Below are 23,151 nucleotides of genomic sequence, written 5' to 3'. Positions count from 1 at the left end.
GTGATGCACTTGGAATGTGCATTTGCTGTACTTGCCTCTTCGCGGGCACGCCCGCTCCTACAGGTACTGCACAGGTCTGAATAAACGTGGAGAACCCTGTAGGAGCGGGCGTGCCCGCGAAGAGGCCGGTACAGGAAACAGGGTTGGCACACTCCCTGCTTTATCCCAGTTACAACAAAGCCCACTGATCAACGGCGATCAACCCGGGCCCCCTACCGTGATGAATACAGGCAAAGGCGCCTGGAGCTTCGGCTCCAGGCGCTTTTTTTTTGATCGAGGATCGGCTTATGAAGGCAACAGCGAGCAGCGGGCAACGAGAGCGACTGGTCATCGTCGGCAACGGCATGGTCGGCCACCATTGCGTCGAACAACTGGTCAGCCGCGGCGCCTTGCAGCGCTTCGAAGTGCATGTGTTCGGCGAAGAGCGCCAGCGTGCCTACGACCGCGTGCACCTGTCCGAGTACTTCGGCGGCAGCTGTGCCGAAACCCTGGCCCTGTGCGGGCAGGACTTCTACGGCGCCAACGGTGTGCACCTGCACCTCGGTGAAGCGGTGCTGGAAATCGACCGTGAGCACGCCGAAGTGGTTACCGCCGAGGGCCGTTACGGCTACGACCAGTTGGTGCTGGCCACGGGTTCCTATCCCTTCGTGCCACCGATCGAGGGTTCCAGCGGCAATGCCCGCCTGGTCTACCGCACCCTCGACGACCTCGACGCCATCCGCGCTGCCGCAGCCAGTGCCCGACGTGGCGTGGTAGTGGGCGGTGGCCTGCTTGGCCTGGAAGCAGCCAACGCCCTCAAGTCGCTGGGCCTGGAAGCCCACGTGGTGGAGTTCGCCCCACGGCTGATGCCGGTGCAGCTGGACGGCGAGGGCGGTGCCGCGCTCAAGGCACAGATCGAAGCGCTGGGTGTTGGCGTGCATCTGTCGCGGGCCACCCAGTCGATCAGTGCGGGTGAAGACTACCGCTACCGCATGAACTTCGATGGCGGCGAGCACCTGGAAACCGACCTGATCGTGTTCTCCGCAGGTATCCGCCCGCAGGATGCCCTGGGCCGTGCCTGTGGCCTGGACATCGCCGCGCGTGGCGGCGTGGTGATCGACAACCATTGCCGCAGCAGCGACCCACGCATCTTCGCCATCGGCGAGTGCGCCTCGTGGAACGGCAGCGTGTTCGGCCTGGTCGCCCCTGGCTATAGCATGGCGCGCAACCTGGCGGCTTTGCTGATGGGTGAGGCCGCTGGCGAATTCACCGGTGCCGACATGTCGACCAAGCTCAAGTTGCTGGGCGTGGATGTCGGCTCCATCGGCGATGCCCATGGCGCCACCCCGGGCGCACGCAGCTACCGCTTCATCGACGAAGCCAACAGCGCCTACCGCCGGCTGGTGGTGGATGCCAGCGGCAAGCACGTGCTCGGTGCGGTGCTGGTGGGCGACAACAGCTACTACGACACCCTTCTGCAATACGCCCAGAACGGCATCGCCCTGCCAGCCGACCCCGCGGCACTGATCCTGCCGCAAGGCGGCGGCGCACCGGCCCTGGGCGCCGATGCGCTGCCCGATAGCGCGACCATCTGCTCGTGCCACAACGTCAGCAAGGGCGCGGTCTGCGCCGCCATAGACAGCGGCTGCGGCGACCTTGCCGCAGTCAAGGGCTGCACCAAGGCCGCCACCGGTTGTGGTGGTTGCGCGGCACTGCTCAAGCAGGTGTTCGAGCACGAGCTGACCGCCCGTGGCGTGGCGGTGGACAGGAGCCTGTGCGAGCACTTCGCCTACACCCGTCAGGAGCTGTACGGGCTGGTTCGGGTAGAGGGTATCCGCACCTTCAACGAACTGCTCGAACGCCACGGCAAGGGCCACGTTGGCTGCGACATCTGCAAGCCGGCGGTGGGCAGTATTCTCGCCTCGTGCTGGAACCAGCCGATCATGGACCCGGCGCTGGTGCCGCTGCAGGACACCAACGACACCTTCATGGCCAACATGCAGAAGAACGGCACCTACTCGGTGGTGCCGCGCATCCCCGGTGGTGAAATCACCCCCGACAAGCTCATCGTGATCGGCCAGGTGGCGAAAAAGTACGACCTGTACACCAAGATCACCGGCGGCCAGCGCATCGACCTGTTCGGCGCCCAGTTGCACGAGCTGCCGCTGATCTGGGGCGAGCTGATCGAGGCCGGCTTCGAAACCGGCCACGCCTACGGCAAGTCGACCCGCACGGTAAAGTCGTGCGTCGGCAGCAACTGGTGCCGTTATGGCGTGCAGGATAGCGTCGGCATGGCCCTGCGCCTGGAAGACCGCTACAAAGGCCTGCGCAGCCCGCACAAGCTCAAGTTCGCGGTGTCCGGCTGCACCCGCGAATGCGCCGAGGCACAGAGCAAGGACATCGGCGTGATCGCCACCGAAAAGGGCTGGAACCTGTACGTGTGCGGCAACGGCGGCATGCGCCCGCGGCACGCCGAACTGTTCGCTACCGACCTCGACGACGAAACCCTGGTGCGCCTGATCGACCGCGTGCTGATGTTCTACATCCGCACCGCCGACAAACTGCAGCGCACCTCGGTGTGGCGCGAGAGCCTGGAAGGTGGGCTGGACTACCTGAAGCAGGTGATCCTCGACGACAGCCTGGGCCTGGCCAGCGAGCTGGAGGCGCAGATGCAGCATGTGGTCGACCAGTATGAATGCGAATGGGCCAACGCCCTCAACGACCCCGAGAAGCTCAAGCGCTTCCGTACTTTCGTCAACGACCGCCGCGCCGACCCGGACGTGCACTTCGTGCGCGAACGCGAACAGCGCCGGCCTGCTGCGCCACTGCACCTGATCCCAACCGTCGAGGAGGCTGTCTGATGAACTTGTCCAATGCTGCTGTGAAAACCCACGAGAACTGGCAGGCGGTGTGCCAGGCGGATGACCTGGTGGCTGATTCCGGGGTGGTGGTTTGGCTCGACGGGGCCCAGGTGGCGCTGTTCTACCTGCCGGGGCAGGCGCAGCCGCTGTACGCGGTGGACAACCGCGACCCGAGGTCCGGCGCCAACATCATCGGTCGCGGCCTGGTGGGCAGTGTGCAGGGCGAGCTGGTGGTGGCGGCGCCGTTGTACAAGCAGCACTTCAGCCTGGAGAGCGGGGAGTGCCTGGAGGATAGCGGGCAGCGCCTGCGGGTGTGGCCGGTGCGGTTGAACGGGGAGGCGGTGGAGTTGGCTGTGGCCTGATAGTCATCTGCCGCCTGCACCGGCCTCTTCGCGGGCACGCCCGCTCCCACAGGTACTGCGCAGGTCTGGAGAGCTGTGGAGATCCCTGTGGGAGCGGGCGTGCCCGCGAAGAGGCCGGGACAGGCAATATACATAACCAGACCCAGCAATGCGGTAAGCTTGAGCCCATGAACCTCGACACCCGCATCAAGTACCGCCACCTGCTGTGCTTCCTGGAGATTGCCCGGCAGGGCAGCCTGGCCAGGGCTGCCGACATCCTGGCAATCAGCCAGCCAGCCATCTCCAAGACCCTCAAGGAACTCGAAGACCTGCTGGAAACGCGCCTGTTCGCGCGCAGCCGCCAGGGCGTCGAGCTGACCCCGGCCGGTACGCGTTTCATGCGCTATGCCGGGCCCAGCGTGCAAGCCCTGCGCGATGGCGTCAGCAGCCTGCGTGGCGAGGCGCGGGCGCCGTCGCAGGTGCGCATCGGTGTGCTGTCCACGGTCGAAGGCCTGCTCATGCCCGAAGTGCTGTGCCGCCTGCACCAGCGGCATGAGGCGCTGGTGATCAGTGTGGTCACCGGGGTCAGCGCGCAGCTGCTCGGCCAGTTGCGCCTCGGCGAACTGGAACTGGTGGTCGGGCGCATGACCGACAGCCCGCAGATCCAGGGCCTGTCGTTCGAGCACCTGTACAGCGAGTCGATGAGCCTGGTGGTGCGGCCCGGCCACCCGCTGCTGACCAGCAAGCCAGTAGAGCGCGGGGAGGTTGGACATTACCCGCTGGTGCTGCCGCCAGCCGGCACCACCATCCGCCAGCATGCCGACAGCCTGTTCGTGCAATGTGGCATCCAGATGCCCGCCCAGCGCCTGGAAACCCTGTCGCTGGCGCTAAGCCGGCGCTACCTGCTGGGCAGCGATGCAGTGTGGGTGGCGCCGCGCGATGCGGTGCTGCTCGACCTGCGCCGGGGCGAGTTGGTCGAGCTCGACCTGGGTGTGCGCGAGCCGGGCGGCTCGGTCGGCATCTGTCGCAATGCTGCCTTGCCGCAGAGCCTGCCGGGGCAGTGGGTGTGCGAGGTGCTGCGTGAGGTGGCAGGGCAGTACCGCGAGGGGGCCTACCCTTGAGCCCGCTCCCTCAACAGGGCACTGAGTGCCCTGTTGAGGTTGTCGTCGCTCAGGCTGCCGCTGGCCGCCATCAGGAGTAGGCGATTGCGGCTATCACGGCATCTACGCTTTTGTCATCGTTGTAAAAATTCTGCCCGCAAACCAGCATGCGTCCAGAGTTGGCTACAAAGGCAACAGAGGCGTCATAATCGGGTTCGAATCCACCAGCACCGACTGGTATATCGAGCATGCCATATCCGTCAGGTGGAACGAAGCTTGTATCCAGTTGGCCTTCAAGTGTGTAGCAAACAGCGCGATTATGCGTGTAGAAACCGCCCCATCCCATCAGGCGGCCCTCGAACTCATGCATGTGATCCCAGCCACCGGGTGCGGTGAATCGAAGGGGGTTACCCTCGTTGAACTTCTCGTGAGGCTTGCCGTCTGCGTCTAGCCTCTGCACCTCAGGAAACTCTGTTTTAAAGTCGTCAAACGTATGGGAGCCGTAGACAGTGATCACCTGCGATGACGCATCGACGGACAAGTTGTGGTACAGGGTGCCGTGTTCTGCCGTATAGCGACCGCGGTCCGCAAATTGGGTATCAAGTTTTCCATCGTGGGCTATTTTGACCACTTGGGAGTAAAAGTTATCGTCAGCATCGTTCAGGATCGCTGTTACGATGCAGTTTCGGCCCAAGACAGCCATGCACAGTCCCAAGCTGCCGATGACGGGCTGCGAAAATATGGACGCCAGATCGACGGTTCCACGTTGTCCAAAGTCCTCGTTGATACTTCCATTCGACGCCAGTGCAAGCAACTTGTGTGTCCCACTCTGGCCAGTAACAAAGTACCCGTCGGCGCTTGCCCAGATCTGAATGAGGCCCGACAGATTGAGGTCATCAGCTTCGATGTAACCTTTGCCTGCAAAGCCGGTGTCCAAGGAACCATCATCATTGAACCGCCAGATACGACTGGCGGTGCTACCGTTCACAGTTGCGGTACCATGGCACAATATTTTGCCGTTTGCGTCTGCAATCAGCTGCTTAGGCCAGAATGTTCCTTCACTCAGATGATCCTCGATCTTCACGAGGCGTTTTTCGACCTTGCCGTTCGCATCAAGGCGCACGATGAATGTGTCATCTTGGTTGTCTGCAGTTCGATAAAATGATGCCACAGAATAAAATACGCCCGCTTTGATCGGGCTTTGAACGATGTCGGCACACAGCGAGTGGCGCGCGGAGTCCTGATCCACCACATAGCAGTAACCCTGGTCACCAAAATTTTCATCCACCGGGGCCACTTGCAGTTTTGCCGCGCTGGGGCGGCGTGGTTGTAGGCGGGTTTTGAAATGTTTGACCTGGTACTTGGTTGGCATGGCTGTTAGCTCCTATGCTTGGGCTTTCGCATCAATATTTTCAACTTGCCCTGCGATTAGGCGCCTGCGCATCGGTTGGTGCTACTGGCAGAAATGCCAGTTGCCAAGGAAGAAGACAGTGTCAAGTACCATACTGGCCAGTGGCTGCAATCGGGAGAATGAAGATGTCTTCACTTACTGAACTTCCTTACCAAAACTCGCTCCTATGCCGGTAGCCATTGGTCATGGCCGCCTGCTAAGCTCGCGGCTTTACCCTGATTGCCCTTTTGGCGCATGAACAAGGAAATAGCATGAAACAGCATCGTTTGGCGGCTGCGGTTGCCCTGGTAGGCCTGGTACTGGCTGGCTGTGATCAACAGACCAGCAGCCCCGAGCTGAAGACTCCGGCACAGAAAGCCTCCTACGGTATCGGCCTGAACATGGGCAAGAGCCTGGCTCAGGAAGGCATGGAAGACCTTGATTCGAAAGCAGTAGCCCTCGGCATCGAAGACGCCGTTGGCAAGAAGGAACAGCGCATCAAGGACGAAGAGCTGGTAGAAGCCTTCACTGCGCTGCAGAAGCGTGCCGAAGAGCGCCTGGCCAAGGCCAGCGAAGAAGCCGCCTCCGCCGGCAAGAAATTCCTCGAGGAAAACGCCAAGAAGGCAGGCGTGGTCACCACTGCCTCGGGCCTGCAGTACGAAGTGGTCAAGAAGGCCGATGGCCCGCAGCCCAAGGCGACTGATGTGGTCACCGTCCACTACGAAGGCAAGCTGATCGATGGCAAGGTGTTCGACAGCTCCGTCGAGCGCGGCAGCCCGATCGACCTGCCCGTCAGCGGCGTGATCCCGGGTTGGGTCGAAGGTCTGCAACTGATGCATGTCGGCGAGAAGTACAAGCTGTTCATCCCGGCTGAACTGGCTTACGGCGCACAAAGCCCAAGCCCGCTGATTCCGGCCAACTCGGTTCTGGTGTTCGACCTGGAACTGATCGCCATCAAGGATCCGGCCCAGTTGCAGGGCGCCGAGCCGGAAGCGGACGCTCCTGCTGAAGCCCCGGCCGAAGCGCCTGCCAAGTAACACTGGCTGGCTCACGCACAACGCCCCGTCCTGACGGGGCGTTTTCGTTTGTGCCGGGTAGTTGGACGAACCTGCAACTGCTGATACTGTCCGAGGAAATGCAGCGTGAAGCAGCAGGATGCTTCTGACGCAAATCGTTTGCGGCGTACGCACCCACGGTGTGAAACGACTGTGTAAAAAACGCCCGATCTGACCGAGGCCCTTGCCTGGCAGGCACCTGGGGTCAGAAACGTCGCCCTGTTCACAAGGTTATCCACAATAAATGTGGATAACCTTTTCCTCTGGAGGCTCCATGAGCGCACCCTGGAATTTTGCCCGTTTCCTGCCGTTGGCCGAGCGCCTGCTCAGCCGCGGCCGGTTGCCCGCCTTGCTGTTCGCGGTAGCTCGCAAAGGCCCGCGCATCGGCCAGCTGCGTGAAGACGTGAAGTTGCTGCAGTCGCTGTGCCTGGCCTGGTGGCGCGGCGAGTACCGTGCCATCAGCCCCAAGGCGCTGGTCACCATCGTCGCCGGGCTGCTGTATTTCGTCAGCCCCATCGACGCCATCCCCGACTGGCTGCTGGGCGTGGGTTTCCTCGATGACATCGCGGTGCTGGGCTGGGTACTGAAGACCGTGGCTGACGAACTGGCGCGCTTCAAGGCCTGGCGCGACAGCCAGGCGCCCGAACGGCTGCGCGTGGTCGAACGCCTGCCGGCTACCCCCGAAGCGCTGCGGTTGGAACGCAACACGCAGTGAAACTGGCCGCAACCGCAGCGCAACTGCACAGACCCCAGAGTTGGTAATATAATTGGCATAAGGGTTATGCCTACGGATTACATGCTGTAATCCTTTTTAAAGGGGTTTGTAATGGGTATTCAGGTCATCAGCCGGGACGGTCAACCCGAGTACGCCGTCGTTCCCTGGGAACAGTACCAGGCACTGCTCAAGGCCGCAGGGCAGGCACCAGCCGAGGTAGTTGCCAGTGAAGCGCAGGGCGATGTAGCCAGTGCGCCATTGCCGGCCTTCAGCGAAGTGGCACAGATTCGCCAGGCAAAGGGCATTGCCCCTGAGCAGTTGGCGCGCAATGTCGGGGTAAGCCCGGCATACCTGGCCATGATCGAATCAGGTGAACGCCAGCCGGATGCTGCTATCCGCCGTGCTCTGGCCTGGCATCTGGGGGTGGCTGGCTGGAGCGAACCATCATGAGCCAGGTCAGGATCAGCCGTCAGCACTGGGATAACCTGCTGGGCGAGCTTGACCTGGCCCGTCGTCAACGTCACTTGCTGACCTATCGAGCGCTGATCGAGCGCTTGCAGTTGCCCAGCCCGGCCATGCAGACGCTGACGGCCGCGCTGGAGTATCTGGCGGTGCTGGATGCCCGCGCCGAGCAGCCATTGCGCAGCTCGCTGGTGATCAGTCAGGGTGCCAGCCGTTTGCCGCGTACCGGGTTTTTTGAGTGCGTTGAACGGTTGGGCCGATTTTCCGGGCCGGTCGACGGCATGGAAGCGGCCTCATGGCATGCCTCCGAGGTGGTCAGGGTGTTCGAGTACAGCTATCCCGAAACGGCCTGATTCGTTGCCTGTCCCGGCCTCTTCGCGGGTAAACCCGCTCCTACAAGGTACTGCACAAGGTTCAAGATGTGTGGTGAGCCTGTGGGAGCCGGCTTGCCGGTGACAGGGCCGGAACAGGCAGTGCATCCCTGTGAATCAATCCACAAGCCCTGCCATCGGCATCCACCACCTCCAATACCTCCAGGTGCCGGTGTCGGCCAAACAACTCCAGCAACTGCCCAATCGTCGCATTGAGCCGCACCGTCGGCTGTTCGGCCTGCGGAACGTTCATCAGCGCCGGTAGTGGCCGGCTTTCGCGCACCCCCAGCTCCTGCGGCCGCCCCAGCAGATAGCCCTGCACCAAGTCCACCCCCATTTCCACCAGCACCGCCAGCTCCTCCGCCATCTCGATGCCTTCGGCAATTACCTGCGCGTTCGACGCTCGGGCAATCTGCAATATCGAACCGACAAATTCACGCTTGAGCGGGTCGCGGTGGATGCCGTCGATGAAGTGGCGATCGATTTTCACATATTCAGGGCGCAGCTCCGACCACAGGCGCAGGCTCGAATAACCCGCTCCCAGATCGTCGATGGCAATCGAGAAGCCCATGTCCCGGTAGTGGTGCAGGGCGTTGGACAGCAGCTGGAAGTCGTCGGTCGGGGTGTGTTCGGTCAGCTCGATTACCACCCGGCTAGGCGGTAGGCCGACCTGTCCGAGCAGTTTCAGGGTCTGCCCGGACGGGTAGTGCGGCTCGAGCAGCGATTCTGGCGAGATGTTGAGAAACAGTTTGCCCTGCAACTGCTGTTCGCTGAAACGCCGGCAGGCGCTTTCCCGGCAGGCAGCCTCCAGTTCGGTCAGGCGGCCGGCCTGGCGGGCGATGGTAAACAGGTTCAGCGGTGCGTGCAGCGGGCTGTTGGACGGCCCGCGGCTCAACGCCTCATGGCCGAAAACCCGTTGCTCGCTCAGGCACATGATCGGCTGGAACAGACTGTGGATGCTGCGTTGAGCCAGGATGGCACTCAAGGCACTGAGCTGTTCGGCGACGGTCATGGCGTATTCCTGAAAATGAAAGGGCCGGGCGATTCCACGCCCGGCCCCTCTATTTCACGACAGCGCGATGACTGTTTGATGACAAGTAAAGCTAATTTGCCATCATTGCCACAGTCTTACTTCTTGGCCACCTTGGTGCTTGCACTCAGGTAGTCGATAAGGATGCGGCCGGTTTCCGACAGGTAGGCATCGTCTTCCGGCTTGGTGTTTTCATCCTCGGTCGGCAGCGCATCCTCGTCCTCTTTCTTCAGCTCCTTCAGCGGCTCTTCACCCTTGGCCTTGCGGCGGATGTTCTCCAGTGCCAGCTGCTTGGCCTCGATTGCATCGTGGCGTGCACGACGGTCCTGCTCGTTGAGGCTGACGGTCTTTTCGTTCATCAGCTTCTGGGTCAGGGCCAGGCGGTCGCGGATGTAGGTGAACTCTGCATCCTTGTCGCTGCGCGCTTCATGCTGCGCCTTGAGTTGGGCCAGGAACGGCTTGAACGGGTCGGCCGCCGGCTTGACCACCGGGCGAATGGTGTCCCACGGCATGGCCTCGGGCAGGGCGCTCTCGCCGATCTCCTTGGTATCGATGATCGACGGGTAGTCGATGTCCGGCAGCACGCCCTGATGCTGGGTGCTCTGCCCGGAAACCCGGTAGAACTTGGCCAGGGTAAGCTTCAGCTCGCCATGGTTGAGTGGCTGGATGGTCTGCACGGTGCCTTTGCCGAAGGTCTGGCCGCCGATGATCAGCGCACGGTGGTAGTCCTGCATGGCACCGGCGAAGATCTCCGAAGCCGAGGCCGACAGGCGGTTGACCAGCAGTGCCAATGGGCCCTTGTAGAAGGCACCGGGGTTTTCGTCTTCCAGCACGTCGACACGGCCGTCGCTGTTGCGCACCAGCACGGTTGGGCCTTTCTCGATGAACAGGCTGGTCAGCTCGGTAGCTTCCTGCAGCGAGCCGCCGCCGTTGTTGCGCAGGTCGATGACCACGCCGTCGACTTTTTCTTTCTGCAACTCGGTCAGCAGCTTCTTCACGTCACGCGTGGTGCTCTTGTACTCCGGGTCACCGGCGCGATAGGCCTTGAAGTCCAGGTAGAAGGCCGGGATCTCGATGATGCCCAGCTTGTAGTCACGCCCGTCCTGCTTGAGCTTGAGCACCGACTTCTTCGCTGCCTGCTCCTCGAGCTTCACCGCCTCGCGGGTGATCGACACGATCTTGCTGGTCTGGTCGCTAGGCGCGTTACTGGCGGGGATGATCTCCAGGCGCACCACCGAGCCTTTCGGGCCGCGGATCAGCTTGACCACTTCATCCAGGCGCCAGCCGACCACGTCGACCATCTCCTTGTTGCCCTGGGCCACACCGATGATCTTGTCGGCCGGTGCCACCTGCTTGGTCTTGGCCGCCGGGCCTGCCGGCACCAGGCGCACGATCTTGACCTGGTCATTGTCGCTTTGCAGCACTGCGCCGATGCCTTCCAGCGACAGGCTCATGTTGATATCGAAGTTTTCCGCATTGTCCGGCGACAGGTAGTTGGTGTGCGGGTCGTAGGATTGGGCGAAGGTATTGATGTAGGCCTGGAAGATGTCCTCGGCACGGGTCTGGTCCAGGCGCGACAGTTGGTTCTTGTAGCGCTTGGTCAGGGTTTCCTGGATCTGCTTGGGTTCCTTGCCGGCGATCTTCTGGCGCAGCACTTCGTCCTTGACGCGCTTGCGCCACAAATCGTCGAGCTCGGCCTGGTCCTTCATCCACGGGGCGTCCTTGCGGTCGATCAGCAAGGTTTCCTTGGCGTTGAAGTCGATCTTGTCCACGCCCTTGTTCAGCTCGGCCAAGGCAAAGTCCAGACGTTGCTTGACGCGGTCCAGATAGCGTTTGTAGATGGTGAAGCCCGGGTCCAGGTTGCCGCTCTTGAGGAAATCGTCGAATTGCGTTTTCCATTTGTCGAATTCGGCGATGTCGGCAGCGGTGAAGTAGCTGCGCGCCGGGTCCAGCAGCTTGATGTAGCTGTCATAGATGATGACCGAACGGGCGTCGTCCAGCGGCGGCTTGCTGTAGTGGTGGCGCTTGAGCAATTCCACCACGTTGAGGCTGGCGACGATCTCGTCGCGGTCCGGCTGCAGGCTGTCCCATTTGTTGGCGGCCGCCGCATTGCCGCCGAGCGTGAGGCTGCCCAGGCCGATCATCAGCGCCAGGGCGGTGCTTGGGAGGAAATGCTTCATGCTGATTCGACGTGGAGACAATTGATCACGCATAGTAGGCCGTCTTTTCTGTTCACCGGTTGCAAAAAACCGGATGCATACTGCAAAAAGCCTGGGGACTTGGCGTTCCCAGGCTCGGTCATATGATTCAACTATGGAGGCACTGTGAAGGCATTGCAAGGCGTTGACGGACATGTGGCTTGGGTCGAGGCCGAGCGCCCGGCCTGCGACGCGGGTCAAGTGCGCATTCGCGTGGCTGCTGCGGGGCTGAACCGCGCCGATCTGCTGCAGATGAAAGGTTTGTACCCACCACCGCCAGGCGCCAGCCCGTACATGGGCCTGGAGTGCTCCGGGGTGATCGAGGAAGTGGGGGCCGGTGCCGACTGGCGGGTGGGTGACCGGGTGTGCGCGCTGCTGGCCAGCGGCGCCATGGCCGAGGAAGTGGTGGTGGATGCCCGCCACGTGCTGCCGGTGCCCGAAGGCCTGAGCCTGCACGAAGCGGCTGCGTTGCCGGAGGTATATGCCACTGCCTGGCTGAACATCTTCCAGCTGGGTGGCGTGAAAGCTGGCGAGAAGGTGCTGGTGCACGCTGGCGCCAGTGGCGTTGGCTCGGCCGCCATCCAGCTGTGCAAGGCGTTCGGCAGCCCGGTGTGGGTCAGCGTCGGTTCCCAGGACCGCCTGGCCTACTGCGAGGCGCTGGGCGCCGCCGGTGGTGTGGTACGTAACGAAAACCTGGAAGCGCTGGAAGGTTTCGGCCCGTTCGACGTGATTCTCGACCCGGTGGGCGCCAGCTACGGCGAGCTCAACCTCAAGTTGCTGGCGCGTGACGGGCGCTGGGTGATCATCGGCCTGATGGGCGGGCGCAAGTTCGAGCTGGACCTGGCACAGGTACTGGGCAAGCGCCTGGAGATTACCGGTTCCACACTGCGCAACCGCGATGACGGCTTCAAGGCCGAACTGCTGCGCGAGTTGCAGCAGCAGGTGTGGCCGCTGTTTGCCGAAGGGCGCCTGTCGCCGCAATTGGTGGACACCTACCCGGTGGAGTTTGCCCAGGCGGCGTATGCCGAGCTTGAGACCAACCAGGTGTCGGGCAAGCTGGTGATGGTGATAGACCCTAGCCTGGTGTAAGCAGGCCTGGCCCTTTCGCGGGCACGCCCGCTCCTACAAGGACCCCACAATATTCGAGTTTGTGGTGATTCCTGTGGGAGCGGGCGAGCCCGCGAAGAGGCCCACACAAATCTTCAAGTCCAGCTCAGAATCGGCCAGCCATTGATCTCGGCATGCTCCCGCAACACCGCATCCGGGTTCACCACATGCGGATGATCCACCTTCAGCAACAGCGGCAAATCGTTGCGCGAGTCGGAATAGAAAGTCGCCCCTTCCAGGTTCTCCTGCTCCTGGTCCAGCCATTCCAGCAACCGCGTGATCTTCCCTTCGCGATAGGTCAGCACCCCGTGGGTCTTGCCGGTATAAACCCCGTTCACCGCCTCCAGTTCGATCGCCAGGTATTCGTCCACCCCCAGCCGCGCCGCAATCGGCCCGACCAGGTGCGTACCCGACGCCGAAATGATCAGGATGCGATCCCCGCGCTTGCGGTGCTCGGCAATGCAGCGGCAGGCGTCGCCGTAGATGATTGGCTCGATCACCTCTTCGACCCACGGTGCTACCAGGTGCTCGACCTCTTCCAGGGTGCGCCCGGCAATCGGCTCCAGGCTGAAGGCCATGTAGTCCTCCATCCGCAGGTGGCCCTTGCCATAGGCTTCCATCAACTCATGGTCGCGGCGCAGGAAGGCTTTGCCGTCGACCCAGCCCAGCCGGGCCATCTGCTCGCTCCACAGTGAGGCGCAGTCGCCGTGGATCAGGGTTTCGTCCAGATCGAAAATTGCCAGTGCCATGGTGTTGATTCTCCTTAGGCCACTTCCCGTAGCGCCGTGGGGTCGATCGACAAGCTTACCCGTTGCCCGTCCGCGTGCAGGTCGGACGGTGAGCGGTTGAGCACGTCGACCACCAGTTCCACCTCGCGCACCCGCACCCGGTAGCGGATCACGTTGCCCAGCAGGCTGTGGCTGCGCACTTCGGCGTCCAGTTCACCGTTGATGCCCAAGGTAATCGACTCGGGGCGTATCGCCAGGCGGCTGGCCACCGGGCGCTGCAGCAGGCGGCTGGCGCTGTCGGCGTCGAGCAGGTTGTAGTTGCCGATGAAGCCGGCGGCAAACAGGTCCACCGGCGCGGTGTACAGGGTTTCGGCATCGCCGCTCTGGACGATGCGCCCCTGGTTCATCAGGAAGATGCGGTCGGACATGGTCAGCGCCTCTTCCTGGTCGTGGGTGACGAAGATGGTGGTCAGCCCCAGCTCGCGCTGGATGGCGCGGATCTGCTCGCGCAGGTGCTTGCGGATGCGCGCATCCAGCGCCGACAACGGCTCGTCGAGCAGCAGCAGGCGCGGGCGGGTGACCAGCGAGCGGGCCAGGGCAACGCGCTGGCACTGACCGCCGGACAACTGGTGCGGGTAGCGCCCGGCGAAGTTGCCCAGTTCCACCAGTTCCAGCGCCTCGCGCACCCGGGCCTGGCTTTCGTCGGCCTTGACCTTCAGCATGCGCAGGCCGAAGGCGACGTTCTGCTCCACGGTCATGTTGGGGAACAGCGCATAGCTTTGAAACACCATGCCGATGCCACGCTTTTGCGGGCTCAGCGGTACGATGTCATGGCCGTCGAGCAGGATCTGCCCGCTGTCCACCGGGGTCAGCCCGGCGATGCAGCGCAGCAGCGTGGACTTGCCGCAACCGGACGGGCCAAGCAGGGTGACGAACTCACCGCGTTCGATATTGCAGTCGATGTTCTCGAACACCGGGCTGCCGGCGTAGCTTTTTTGCAGTTTCTGTACGCTGACGAAGCTCATGTCAGGTCTTGTCCTTGTTCAGGCGGTTGGCGACCCAGGTCAGTACCAGCACGAAGGCGAAGTACGAGATCACCAGCGCGCTGTTGAAGTGGCCGCTGCTGTTGCGCATGTTGTTCAGGTACACCTGCAGGGTCTCGTAGCGGGTGCCGACCAGCAGGTTGGCGAACACGAACTCGCCGAACAGGAACGAGAACGACAGCAGCAGTGCCACCATCAGGCCCTTGCGCAGGTTCGGCAGCACCACCAGCAGCGCCGCCTGCCAGGTGCTGGCGCCCAGCAGCTGGGCGGCGTCCATCAGGTCGCGCAGGTTGATCGCCTGCAGGTTGTTGGTAATGGCCCGGTACATGAACGGCAAGGCGATGGTGAAGTAGCAGCCGATCAGGATCCACGGTGTACCGACCATGGCCATGGGCCCGCTGCCATACAGCTGCAGCAGCCCCACCGACGACACCACCGGCGGCACCGCGAACGGCAGCAGGATGAGGATGTTCATCAGCGCATCGAGCCTCGGGAAGTGGTAGTGCACCACGAACAGCAGCGGCAGGATAAGCACCACCGACAGCAGCAGCGCGCCCACGCACACCAGCAGCGACTGGCCGAAGGCGGCCAGGAAGCGCGGCTCACTCCACAGCGCGATGTACCACTTGAAGGTCAGGCCGCTGGGCAGCAGGCTGGCCGACCAGCTGGTGGCCAGCGAGTAGAGCAGGGTGCCGGCCAGCGGCAGCAGCAGGATGAGGAACAGCAGGTAGACCACGGCGCGGTGGTACCAGCCGCCGGAACGGGCGTCAGCGCGCATGGTAGCTCCTTTTCAGCAGCCATTGGTGCACCACCGTGACCAGCGTCATCAGCCCCACCAGTACCATCGCCAGGGCGCTGGCCAGGTTGGGATCGAGGCTGATGTCACCTGCCACCAGGCCGGCGATGCGGATCGGCAGTACGTTGAAGTTGCCGGTTGTCAGCGCGTACACGGTGGCGTAGGCACCGAGGGCGTTGGCCAACAGGATGACGAAAGTGCCCAGCAGTGCCGGGGTCAGCACCGGCAGGCCGATGTGTCGCCAGAATTGCCAGTGGCTGGCACCCAGCAGTGCGGCCGACTCGCGCCAGTCTTCGCGCAGTGCGTCGAACGCGGGGTACAGCAGCAACACGCCAAGCGGGATCTGGAAGTAGGTGTACACCAGGATCAGCCCGCTCTTGGAATAGATGCTGAAGTCCTCCAGCAGGCCGACCTGCTTCAGCAGCAGGGTCAGCGCGCCGTTGAAACCGAGCAGGATGATGAAGGCGAAGGCCAGCGGCACCCCGGCAAAGTTGCTGGTCATGTTGGCGAAGGCGCTGACGAAGTCGCGCAGCTTCGAGTCCACCTGGCGTAGCGAGTAGGCGCCCAGGGTGGCGATGACGATGCCGAACAGGCTTGACCAGAAGCTGATTTCCAGGCTGCGTTGCAGGGCCTGCAGGTAGAACTTCGAGGCGAATACCTTGCTGAAGTTGTCCACGCCCCAACCCGCTTCCGATTGCAGGCTGTTGATCGCCACCCAGGCCAGCGGGGCGATCTGAAAGATGACGAAGAACACGGCGAACGGTAGCAGGCAGAGCAGGGCCAGGTAGCGGCCACGGGTGTTGCTGCTCTTGGGGGTGGTCACTTCAGCAGCTCCCGGCAGACGGTCTTGTCATGCGGCGCGCCGAGCAGCTCGCAGATGGTCCCGCACAACTCGGTCTGCAGCGGTTTGGCCGCAGGATCCAGGCTGAAGGCATCGCCGAAGACGAACAGCGGCACTTCGCGCTCCTCGGTCAGCAGGCCATTGTGCGAGCGGTCGTTGTTCATGCCGTGGTCGGCGGTGACCAGTACCTGGTAGCCCTCTTCGAGCCAGCCTGGCAGGTAGTCTGCCAGCAGGATGTCGGCGCTGCGTGCGGCGTTGCGGTACTGGCTGCTGTCCAGACCGTGGTGGTGGCCGACATCGTCGATGCTCATCGGGTGCACCAGCAGGAAATTGGGGGCGTGGCGGCGGCGCAGGTATTCGCCATCGGCCAGCAGGTGCGAATCGGGGTAACGGTCGTCCCAGTAGAACAGCCCGTGCTGGATCGGCAGCTTCGGTGCGTGGGTATGGCGGTCGCGCTGCGGGTCGAAGGGCGAGCGGTTGTACAGCTCGCTCATCCAGTGATATGCCGCAGCCGCAGTGCCCAGGTTGGCCTCGCGGGCGTAGTGGAACACGCTGCGCTGGTTGGACAGACGGTTGACGTTGTTGTGCACGATGCCGCTGTCGATCGGCGGTACACCGGTGAGGATGCACTCGTACAGCGGCCGCGACAGCGACGGCAGTTCGCATTCCACGCGGTACAGCGCGGCACGATCGGCCTCGACGTAGGCGTGCAGGTGGCCCATGGCGTGATGCGCGACCTGGTAGTTGAGGCCGTCGAGCAGGACCAGGATGACGTTGTGTTGCATGGTGGCTCCAGTCATCGCCGGTAGGAAACCGCGTGGGCTTCTTCGCGGGCTTGCCCGCTCCCACAGGTTGATCACTGCCTTTCAGGCTTGTGCTGTACCTGTGGGAGCGGGCATGCCCGCGAAAGGGCCGGATCAGGCACTACAAAAGCTAGCCCCTTACTCCATCTCGATGATCACCTGCTCCTGCCACATCTGCGGCAGTTTCTTCGAGCTCGCTTCCCAGGCCTCGGCATTCTTGATCGGCTGCGCAGCCTTGTACTGTTCGTTGGGCAGCAACTTGGCCTGCACATCGTCCGGCAGCTTCAGGTGCTCGGCACGGATCGGCCGCGCATGCCCTTTGGCCAGGTTGATCTGCCCGGCATCGCTGAAGATGTATTCACGTGTCAGCTTGGCCGCATTCGGGTGCTTGGCGTACTTGTTGATGATGGTGGTATAGCCGGAGATCACCGAGCCATCCGACGGGATCAGCACTTCGAAACGCTTGGGGTCGATCTGTTCACGGTAGCTCAGGCCGTTGAAGTCCCACACCACGCCCACTTCCACCTCGCCCTTCTCCAGGGTCTGGATGGTCGGGTTGGCCAGCGACAGGCGCTTCTGCTGGGCCAGCTTGGTGAACAGTTGCAGGCCCGGTGCCAGGTTGGTCTCGTCACCCTTGTAGGCGATAGCCGCTGCCAGCACGCCGTTGGCGGCCTGGGCTGCGGTGCCGACGTCACCGATGGCAACCTTGTACTTGCCTTTTTCCAGGTCGTGCCAGGTCGTTGGCCGCTCGCCTTCCTTGACCAGGTCCTTGTTGATGATGAAGGCGATGGTGCCGGTATAGGCCAGCGCCCAGTGGCCGTCCTTGTCCTTGGCCCAGGTCGGCACCTGGTCCCAGGTGCTCGGCTTGTACGGTTGGCTCACGCCCTTGCTCACGGCGATCGGGCCGAAGGCGGCACCCACGTCGCCGATGTCGGCGCTGGCGTTGTCCTTCTCGGCTTCGAACTTGGCGATTTCCTGGGCCGAGCTCATGTCGGTGTCGCTGTGCTTCAGGCCGTACTTGCTGGCCAGGTCTTCCCAGGTGCCTTTCCAGTTGGCCCAGGCATCGGGCATGCCCACGCTGTTGACGTTGCCTTCCTTGCGGGCGGCGTCTTCCAGGGCCTTGAGGTCGGTATCGGCGGCCATGGCCGTGGTACACAGGGCGATGGCCGAACCGAGCAGTGACGCCATGAACAACTTTTTCATCCGAAGCTCCTTGGTGGGTGCCTTTAGCGATGGTTGTTATGAGTGAAGCCGTTGTCTGGTGACCGTTGGTCTAGGTCAGCAAACCTTGAGCCAAGGTAGGCTGCTTGCGTGACAGTTTGATGTAGGGAAGGGCCGGTGAAGGCCCTGAAGCTACAGCGTAGACCACGGAACCGCCCCGGTTCTGCTGGCTTGGCGCGTTTCTGGCAGTGTTTGGCCAAAGCCTTGTCACAGGATGTTCATCAGCCCTGCCTAGGCTTGCACTATTCTCCAAGTGCCCTGTTCTGGGGCTGGACTAGTCCAGATAGGTAACCTTTGATGCAGCCGATGCCACCGCGTGCGGTAACAGCCATCTGTCACGCCCTGCAGGAACAGATAGAGCACGGCCTGCTGGCGCCGGGCGGCAAGCTGCCGGCCGAGCGCAAGCTCAGCGAGGTGTTCGATACCACGCGCATTACCCTGCGTGAGGCGCTGGTGCAGCTGGAAGCCCAAGGGCTGATCTACCGCGAAGAGCGTCGCGGCTGGTTCGTCGCGCCCGAGCGGCTGACCTACGACCTGATCGAGCGCAGTCACTTCCATGCCATGGTCCGCGACCAGGGGCGGGTGCCCAGTACCGAACTCTTGTCAGCTCGGCTGCAGCCGGCGTCGGCGGCCATCTGTGCGCGCTTGCAACTGCCGGCGTTGTCCAGCGTGGTACGTATCTGCCGGTTGCGGCGGATCGATGGGCGGGCGGTGCTGTATGCCGAGCACTACCTCAACCCCCGGTACTTCCCGGAGATTCTCGAACAGGACCTGGCCCAGTCGCTGACCGAGATTTATGGGCGGGTGTACGGTATCCAGTATGGGCAGGTGTGCTTCGAGATCTTGCCGACGGCGTTGCCGGTGGAGGCAGCCGGTGCCTTGAAGGTGTCGGCGGGAAGCCCCGGGTTGCATATCACCCGGGTCAACAGTGATCAGCATGGGCACCTGATCGACTGCGACCTGGAGTATTGGCGGCATGATGCCATCCGCATCCGCGCTCAGGCGGGTTGAGGTGTTGGCTTCTTCGCGGGCTCGCCCGCTCCCACAGGGACGCCACAGCATCTGACCTGGCGTCATCCTGTGGGAGCGGGCAAGCCCGCGAACAGGCCCTAACTGGCGGAACCGGTTTGCGCCATCCCGCCACCCCCGGCCGTCACCACCTGCACCGACAATCGCGGCGTCGCCAGGTCCAGCCCCGCCTCATCCAGCTGCCGCTTCAACGCCAGGTTGAACGCCCGCGACACTTCCCACTGCTTGATCGGCGCAGTCTTGAACCGCGCTCGCAAGATCGCCGACCCCGACTCGAAGCTCTCCACCCCCTGCAGCTCCAGCGGCGACCAGATATTGCGGCGCATCAGCGGGTCGTTGCGCAGCTTCTGCCCCACTTCGCGAATCAGCGTGATGGCCTGGTCGATGTTCATGCTGTGCGGGATCGCCACGCGGAAGATCGCGTAGCCGAACTCGCGCGAGTAGTTCTTGATGCTCTTGATCTCGCTGAACGGGATGGTATGAACGATGCCGTCGATGTCACGCAGGCGCACGGTACGGATGGTCAGCCCCTCCACCGTGCCCAGGTGGCCGCCCACATCCACGTAGTCGTCGATGGCCAGCGAGTCCTCGATGATGATGAACAACCCGGTGATCAGGTCGGCCACCAGCGACTGGGCACCAAAGCCGATGGCCAGGCCGATCACACCGGCACCAGCCAGCAGCGGGGTGACGTTCATGCCCATGTTGGCCAGGGCGACAATCACCGCGATGATGAAGATGACCACGAACATCACATTGCGGATCAACGGCATCATGGTTTGCGCGCGGGCGTTGGCCAGGCCCCGGCGCGAGCGCACCAGGGCGTGGTGCACGGCGGTGTCGGCAAGGATCCACACCAGCCAGGCGACGATCAGCGTGCCGGCCAGGCCCAGCAGACGCACGCTTATGTCGTGACCGTCGCCTTCGGCGAAGCTGATCATCGACAGGCCCCACACACGCAGCCCCAGTTCGATGAACACCAGCCAGATGAACAGGTGCACCAGCAGGTAGCCGAAGTTGCGCAGGCGTTCGGCGTACACCGCCTGGCGCTTGCTGGCGCGCTTGGGGTTGGCGGCGTGGCGGCGCACCAGGCCGTTGAGCACCATGCACACCACCACCAGCACCGTGCACATCAGCGACTGGCGCAGGGCGGTGCTGGTGTCGCCGGCCGAGATAAAGGTAGCGAACAGCGAAATCGCCACCAGGATCAGTGCTGGCACGAACCAGAAGCTGCCGAGGATCTCGATGGTGTCACTGAGGGTGCGCCGGGTCAGGCGCCGTGACAGCGGCTGGTTGCGGATCAGGTGGGCGATCGGGCGACGGAAGCGCAGGATGAACAGCCCGGTACACAGCGCCGCGATCACGTTGGCCAGGGTGGCCAGGGCGTGGGCCAGGTGGGTGCCGAGGGCGACCATCAGGCGCGGGTCGCTCATCGCTTCGCCAAACGCGGCGAAACTGCCGATCAGCCACAGCGGGCGGAAGGCCTGGTGGCGCAGGATGTACAGGGCGCGGTGGCGGTGGGGGCCGTCGAGCAGCGAGAAGGCAATCACGCAGATGGCCGAGAAACAGGTGCCGACCACCAGTGCGTAGGCCAGCACCATGGCCAGCGACTTGCCCAGCGACGGCGGCAGCACGAAGCTCAGGTACACGGTGAACACCAGCGCCACCAGCCATGGGCCCAGCTTGCGCAGGGCAAAGCGCACCAGGTCCCAGGTGCGCGGGTGCTGCGGCAGTTCCTCGCTCAGGCCAAAACGCAGGCGTACCCGATGCCCGACCCAGTTGAAGGCGTAGGCCAGCACGCTCCAGACGGCGATGACGGCGGCAAAGCCGAACAGAATGGCCGGCCACTGGTGCACCGGCACCATCAACTCGGTCAGTTCGGCCTGGGCCTGTTCGATTTCCGCGGCCCAGCGATGGAACGGGCTGGCATCGCCGCTGAACTGCTTTTCGAAGTCATGCAGGGCGCCGCCGATCAGGCCGAGCACGCCCTGTTCAACGGTGGGTTGCGATTGCCTGGTGGCGTCGCGCAGCTTTTTCAGGTCGGCCAGGAGTTTGGCCCGCTGCTGGTCGTTTTCCAGGTTCTTGATCACCTCGTCCAGCGACTTGCCCAGCGGTTCGCTGGCTTCTGGCTGCGCGGGCGCGCTGCCACCCAGCAGGCCTGGCAGGCCCGCAGCCTGTAACGGGGTGACAAACAGGAACAGCAGCAGGAACAGGCAACGCAGGAGAGCAGGCACTGGCAAAACTACCTCAGGTCAAACGATTGACCGAGTGTAGAGGTTCACGACGGCAGTTGCTCCAGGATTTTCCAGCAGGTGAGGCCGAAGATACCCAGTGTGCCGACCCACATCATCACAACGCCGATATTGCGCTCGCGCAGGCTGAAACCGATGGTCAGCAGCAACAGGAACAGAAACACCGGCACGAACAGGGACAGGAACGGGGACATAGACAGCAATCCTTTTGCAGTGGGGCCATGTAACAAGCATAGCGGGTGGTAGACGAAGCGGGATTGACCTTGAGCAGGCCCGGCCTCTTCGCGGGCATGCCCGCTCCCACAGGTACTGCACAGTCCTTGAATGCTGTGATGATCCTGTGGGAGCGGGCGAGCCCGCGAAGAGGCCGGGCCTGGCTACATCAAAGCATCAAGGCAACTCGCGGCAACGGTAGAAGGCGCTCAGCACCTTCACCAGGTGCGCCAGGTCATGGCTGCCGCACAGTTCGCGAATCGAATGCATGGCAAAGGTCGGCAAGCCGATATCCACCGTACGCACGCCCAGGTGGCTGGCGGCAATCGGCCCGATGGTCGAACCACAGCCCATGTCGCTGCGTACCACGAAGCTCTGCACCGGCACTTCCTCGGCCATGCACAGGTGACGGAAGAACCCGGCGGTTTCGCTGTTGGTAGCGTAGCGCTGGTTGTTGTTCACCTTGATTACCGGCCCGGCGTTGAGTTTGGGCCCGTGGTTGCCGTCGTGCTTGTCGGCGTAGTTGGGGTGCACGCCGTGGGCGTTGTCGGCCGACACCATCAGCGAGCGCTGGATGGTGCGCACGTAGGCGTCGCCATCCGGCAGCAGGCGCTGCAGGGTCTGCTCCAGCATCGGCCCGTCGGCGCCACAGGCCGAGCAGCTACCGACTTCTTCATGGTCGTTGCACACCAGTACGCAGGTTTCGTCGCTGTCGGCGGCCAGCAGTGCCTGCAGGCCGGCATAGCACGACAACAGGTTGTCCAGGCGCGCGCCGGCGATGAAGTCGCCGTTCAGGCCGACCAGCGCGGCGTTTTGGGTGTCGTAGAAGCTCAGCTCGTAATCCAGCACCACGTCGGCAATCAGCTCGTGCTCGCGGGCCAGTTGCTCGGTGAGCAGGGCGCGGAAGTCGATGCGCTCGTCACCCGCCACCTGGGCCAGGATCGGCGGCAGCTCGTTCTGCGGGTTGATCGCCCAGCCTTCGTTGGCGGTGCGATTGAGATGGATTGCCAGGTTGGGGATGACCGCGATCGGCAGCTTGAAGTCGATCAGCTGGCTTTCGACCTTGCCGTCACGGCGGTAGGTGACCCGGCCGGCCAGCGACAGGTCGCGGTCGAACCATGGCGCCAGCAGGGCGCCGCCATACACTTCGACGCCCAGCTGCAGGAAGCCCTGGCGCTGCAGCTCGGGCTGCGGCTTGACCCGCAGGCACGGGCTGTCGGTGTGGGCACCGACCATGCGGATGCCGTTCAGCAACGGTGCCTGCTTGCCCAGCTTGATGGCGATGATCGACGAGTCGTTACGGGTGACGTAGTAGCGGCCGCCAGGTACCGTGGCCCAGCTGTCGCGCTCGTCCAGGCGCTGGTAGCCGGCAGCTTCCAGGCGCTGGGCCAGGCTGGCGGTGGCATGGAAGGGCGTGGGGGAGGCCTTGAGGAAGTCGATAAGGCCAGAATTCAGTGCGTCGCGCATAGCTCACTCCAGACAGCAGTGGCGCGAGTTTAGCGTATTAGGTCGACAAATTGTGTCCGCCTCTTCGCGGGGTCGCCCGCTCCCACAGGTACTGCACAAAGTTCCCATGCAAGGTTCTCCCCTTTGGGGAGGGGAAAACCACCAAAAAG

Annotated in this window: 21 protein-coding genes; 9 read left to right on the top strand and 12 right to left on the bottom strand. The window is 63.1% G+C overall.

Features of this window, described 5'->3' with window-relative positions; translation table 11 throughout:
* Positions 1-287 precede the first annotated feature (287 nt).
* From nirB to pcaQ, 3 genes are all read left to right on the top strand, one after another.
* Positions 288-2,840, top strand: a complete 2,553-nt coding sequence (gene nirB / locus ACLCGK_RS11225) for a nitrite reductase large subunit NirB (protein ID WP_410952006.1) — start codon at positions 288-290, stop codon at positions 2,838-2,840.
* On the top strand, positions 2,840-3,202 hold the full coding sequence (gene nirD, locus ACLCGK_RS11220) for a nitrite reductase small subunit NirD (RefSeq protein WP_196174337.1): 363 nt from the start codon (positions 2,840-2,842) through the stop codon (positions 3,200-3,202). Before nirB ends, nirD begins: the two co-directional genes overlap by 1 nt.
* A gap of 167 nt (positions 3,203-3,369) precedes the next feature.
* Positions 3,370-4,302, top strand: coding sequence for a pca operon transcription factor PcaQ (pcaQ, locus tag ACLCGK_RS11215; RefSeq protein ID WP_410952005.1), 933 nt, complete (start codon positions 3,370-3,372; stop codon positions 4,300-4,302).
* A 70-nt stretch (positions 4,303-4,372) separates the two neighbouring features.
* On the opposite strand, the gene ACLCGK_RS11210 is transcribed toward pcaQ, so the two are convergent.
* Positions 4,373-5,653 carry a delta-60 repeat domain-containing protein gene (locus ACLCGK_RS11210; RefSeq protein ID WP_410952004.1) on the bottom strand — a complete coding sequence of 427 codons (1,281 nt, stop codon included), beginning with the start codon at positions 5,651-5,653 and terminating at the stop codon, positions 4,373-4,375.
* Between the two features lie 290 nt (positions 5,654-5,943).
* On the opposite strand from ACLCGK_RS11210, the gene ACLCGK_RS11205 reads away from it, so the two are divergent.
* The 4 genes from ACLCGK_RS11205 to ACLCGK_RS11190 all read left to right on the top strand — a co-directional run bounded on the left by ACLCGK_RS11205 (position 5,944) and on the right by ACLCGK_RS11190 (position 8,256).
* A complete protein-coding gene (locus tag ACLCGK_RS11205) occupies positions 5,944-6,708 on the top strand; it encodes an FKBP-type peptidyl-prolyl cis-trans isomerase (protein ID WP_410952003.1) in 765 nt (254 codons plus the stop codon).
* A 292-nt stretch (positions 6,709-7,000) separates the two neighbouring features.
* Positions 7,001-7,441, top strand: a complete 441-nt coding sequence (locus tag ACLCGK_RS11200; protein ID WP_015269270.1) for a YkvA family protein — start codon at positions 7,001-7,003, stop codon at positions 7,439-7,441.
* A 111-nt stretch (positions 7,442-7,552) separates the two neighbouring features.
* A complete protein-coding gene (locus ACLCGK_RS11195) occupies positions 7,553-7,891 on the top strand; it encodes a multiprotein-bridging factor 1 family protein (RefSeq protein ID WP_015269271.1) in 339 nt (112 codons plus the stop codon).
* Positions 7,888-8,256: a hypothetical protein gene (locus tag ACLCGK_RS11190; protein WP_013971408.1), complete on the top strand. Its 369-nt coding sequence runs from the start codon at positions 7,888-7,890 to the stop codon at positions 8,254-8,256. Before ACLCGK_RS11195 ends, ACLCGK_RS11190 begins: the two co-directional genes overlap by 4 nt.
* 61 nt (positions 8,257-8,317) lie before the next feature.
* Here the strand turns inward: ACLCGK_RS11190 and ACLCGK_RS11185 are convergent, their stop codons facing one another.
* Both ACLCGK_RS11185 and ACLCGK_RS11180 read right to left on the bottom strand, forming a co-directional pair.
* Positions 8,318-9,286 (bottom strand): EAL domain-containing protein, encoded by a 969-nt coding sequence (locus ACLCGK_RS11185; RefSeq protein ID WP_410952002.1) that lies wholly within the window; start codon positions 9,284-9,286, stop codon positions 8,318-8,320.
* 116 nt (positions 9,287-9,402) lie between these two features.
* A complete protein-coding gene (locus ACLCGK_RS11180) occupies positions 9,403-11,484 on the bottom strand; it encodes a carboxy terminal-processing peptidase (RefSeq protein ID WP_013971410.1) in 2,082 nt (693 codons plus the stop codon).
* 144 nt (positions 11,485-11,628) lie between these two features.
* Between ACLCGK_RS11180 and ACLCGK_RS11175 the strand changes: the two genes are divergently transcribed.
* Positions 11,629-12,591 carry an NAD(P)H-quinone oxidoreductase gene (locus ACLCGK_RS11175; RefSeq protein ID WP_397461929.1) on the top strand — a complete coding sequence of 321 codons (963 nt, stop codon included), beginning with the start codon at positions 11,629-11,631 and terminating at the stop codon, positions 12,589-12,591.
* A 113-nt stretch (positions 12,592-12,704) separates the two neighbouring features.
* On the opposite strand, the gene ACLCGK_RS11170 is transcribed toward ACLCGK_RS11175, so the two are convergent.
* The 6 genes from ACLCGK_RS11170 to ACLCGK_RS11145 form a co-directional block, all read right to left on the bottom strand.
* Entirely contained in the window at positions 12,705-13,358 is a 654-nt protein-coding gene (locus tag ACLCGK_RS11170) for an HAD family hydrolase (RefSeq protein WP_015269274.1), read from the bottom strand.
* 14 nt (positions 13,359-13,372) lie between these two features.
* Complete coding sequence (locus tag ACLCGK_RS11165; protein WP_410952001.1) at positions 13,373-14,362, bottom strand: ABC transporter ATP-binding protein; 990 nt, start codon at positions 14,360-14,362, stop codon at positions 13,373-13,375.
* A gap of 1 nt (position 14,363) precedes the next feature.
* Entirely contained in the window at positions 14,364-15,158 is a 795-nt protein-coding gene (locus tag ACLCGK_RS11160; protein ID WP_013971414.1) for an ABC transporter permease, read from the bottom strand.
* A complete protein-coding gene (locus ACLCGK_RS11155; protein ID WP_039614575.1) occupies positions 15,148-15,999 on the bottom strand; it encodes an ABC transporter permease in 852 nt (283 codons plus the stop codon). The genes ACLCGK_RS11160 and ACLCGK_RS11155 overlap by 11 nt, the downstream gene beginning before the upstream one ends.
* Positions 15,996-16,802, bottom strand: coding sequence for an alkaline phosphatase family protein (locus ACLCGK_RS11150; protein WP_013971416.1), 807 nt, complete (start codon positions 16,800-16,802; stop codon positions 15,996-15,998). Before ACLCGK_RS11150 ends, ACLCGK_RS11155 begins: the two co-directional genes overlap by 4 nt.
* A gap of 156 nt (positions 16,803-16,958) precedes the next feature.
* On the bottom strand, positions 16,959-18,023 hold the full coding sequence (locus ACLCGK_RS11145) for an ABC transporter substrate-binding protein (protein WP_024086428.1): 1,065 nt from the start codon (positions 18,021-18,023) through the stop codon (positions 16,959-16,961).
* 315 nt (positions 18,024-18,338) lie between these two features.
* Here ACLCGK_RS11145 and phnR point away from each other — a divergent pair, with 315 nt between their 5' ends.
* Positions 18,339-19,052, top strand: a complete 714-nt coding sequence (gene phnR, locus ACLCGK_RS11140) for a phosphonate utilization transcriptional regulator PhnR (protein ID WP_013971418.1) — start codon at positions 18,339-18,341, stop codon at positions 19,050-19,052.
* A 98-nt stretch (positions 19,053-19,150) separates the two neighbouring features.
* Here phnR and ACLCGK_RS11135 read toward each other — a convergent pair whose 3' ends face one another.
* The 3 genes from ACLCGK_RS11135 to ACLCGK_RS11125 all read right to left on the bottom strand — a co-directional run bounded on the left by ACLCGK_RS11135 (position 19,151) and on the right by ACLCGK_RS11125 (position 23,002).
* Positions 19,151-21,304 (bottom strand): mechanosensitive ion channel family protein, encoded by a 2,154-nt coding sequence (locus tag ACLCGK_RS11135; RefSeq protein ID WP_367245488.1) that lies wholly within the window; start codon positions 21,302-21,304, stop codon positions 19,151-19,153.
* Between the two features lie 44 nt (positions 21,305-21,348).
* Positions 21,349-21,516, bottom strand: coding sequence for a hypothetical protein (locus tag ACLCGK_RS11130; RefSeq protein WP_003260099.1), 168 nt, complete (start codon positions 21,514-21,516; stop codon positions 21,349-21,351).
* Positions 21,517-21,712: 196 nt separating this feature from the next.
* Positions 21,713-23,002 (bottom strand): M18 family aminopeptidase, encoded by a 1,290-nt coding sequence (locus tag ACLCGK_RS11125; protein ID WP_247727188.1) that lies wholly within the window; start codon positions 23,000-23,002, stop codon positions 21,713-21,715.
* Between the last annotated feature and the right edge of the window lie 149 nt (positions 23,003-23,151).

The organism is Pseudomonas sp. S1(2024), from assembly GCF_046557535.1.
The sequence above is the reverse complement of the archived record's forward strand: the minus strand, read 5'-3'. Positions and strand labels throughout refer to the sequence as shown.